We start from the raw sequence: 1879 nt of genomic DNA on the forward strand, positions 1-1879 counted from the left end.
ATTTTAACTAATCGCTACACTCATGGCTCTTCAGTCGATGAGCCACTGGCGAGAACTGACCTAACGACAGGAGCAAATTACTTTTACCACGCAGATGCATTAGGCTCAATCACTGCAATTACTGACTCTTCTGGCGCTATCATCGAATCGTACAGATATACCTCCTACGGAGTCCCAACCCTCTTTGACAAAGACGGCATAGAAATCTCTGAATCTGCTATCGGCAATTTTTATTTGCACACAGGCTCTCAATACGACTCTGAAACAAAACATTATCACCACTTTTACAGGGAACGAGATGCAAGTTTTGGGGTGTGGCTAAGCCCTGATCCCTTGGGCTTTGCTGATGGACTGAACCGATATATCTCGACAGGTGACAATCCGATTAATTACACGGATCCGTTGGGATTATTAAAGGTTCACATATGGAGCTACAGAGGGAAGTCAGAAGCTTGGGGGCATGCCTCGATGACTTTAGACAATGCAGATAAAACACACATCAGTTGGTGGCCCGATCAACCTCGTGACTCAAAAACACTAATTCCGATTGTTTATTCAGCTCCACCACGCCAACCCCAATTGTTCAAGGACGATGTCCGTTTTGAAGGTCAAATGCCTGATTTTGAAGTTCAGATTACGGGTTTAGATGAAGAAAAGATAGAAAAATGGTGGAAAAAATTTAAAAAAGATAATCAATGGAAAACCAGAGGACAGAATTGTTCTACCACAGTTGCAGATGGTTTAAAAGCTGGAGGGGCTGATAAATACGCTTCCTGGTGGAAATCACATAACTGGCTTTGGACTCCAAATGATGTCAAAGATTTTGCAGATGCCATTGTAAATGATCTTAAGGAAGAAAGGAGTAAGTAGTGAAATTTACAAAAATGATTTCTTTTTTAAGTTTATTTTTTTCTTTTGCTCTTCTAGGTTTTTCAGATTTGGGCTCTGCTAAAACTGACAAAGAAGGTTATTTCTTTGAAATGGAGGAGGAGAGCAAACAGAAATTCCTAGAAAAGCTAAACAAAATTGAATTAAACGATACTCCAAAAAGTGTGGTTTCAGTATTAGGATTGCCACAATATGATCAAGATATGTTTGATAAAAAAGGCAATTTTCACGCAAGGCAAATGATATATTATATTAAACTGTGGAAACATGGTTTGGTAAGCGAGAATAAAGATGAATTAATAAGTCTCTATTTTGATCAAGGTGATCGATTAGAAGAAATATATTCAAATATTATTGGCGTTCCTAATCGGAAGCGCCAATAATTTTTTTATATGGTTGAAAGCAATCCATGAGTTTCGCTCTAAAACAAGAAAATGAACTTCCCTTTTTAAGCTTGGTCGAAGGGCCAATGCTCAAGGTTTTGCCTGGAGGTAAAGCTGAGACAAAACCTTTGGCTGAGGTCATCCCAACCCCCTCGCTGGGTGGTAGGATTATTCCTTTTCATACGGAAAGCCGACAACCTTTGGCATTTAGAAGTCACGAAAAAGCTATAAACTTGCTGTCGATCGATAGCAAGTTTATAGCTTTTTCAGTTCAAGGGACGAACCCCACCTCTTGCAATTTTGACAAAGCCAATCGTCTCACACGTATTTCCCTCGAGCCTCGAGCTTCGAGCCTCAAGCTAAATTGCGTGTATGACAAAGTAAGCAATGTAACACAGAAGAAAACCGCAAATGGAGTCACACTTAGCTATGTTTATGACGCTCTTAATCGCTTAACGACAAAAACAACACCCGAGCAAACGTACGCATTCACGTACGACTCACTTTCGAGGCTCATCGGCGCCAGTAACACCGCAAGCAATCTATCATTTGTCTATGATGCCGTAAGTCAGCTCCTTGAAGCTGACACAGCCGAAGTCATTGCAAGC

General features: G+C 40.6%; 3 protein-coding genes. All 3 read left to right on the forward strand.

Annotation, left to right across the window (positions count from 1 at the left end):
* Positions 1-870, forward strand: an 870-nt coding sequence (locus tag HYS07_00775) for an RHS repeat-associated core domain-containing protein (GenBank protein ID MBI1869706.1), incomplete at its 5' end; no start/stop codon positions are given.
* Entirely contained in the window at positions 870-1271 is a 402-nt protein-coding gene (locus tag HYS07_00780) for a hypothetical protein (GenBank protein MBI1869707.1), read from the forward strand. The genes HYS07_00775 and HYS07_00780, both read left to right, overlap by 1 nt.
* 26 nt (positions 1272-1297) lie before the next feature.
* On the forward strand, positions 1298-1879 hold a 582-nt coding region (locus HYS07_00785), incomplete at its 3' end, for an RHS repeat protein (GenBank protein ID MBI1869708.1).

The organism is Chlamydiota bacterium, from assembly GCA_016178055.1.
Lineage (GTDB): Bacteria > Auribacterota > JACPWU01 > JACPWU01 > JACPWU01 > JACOUC01.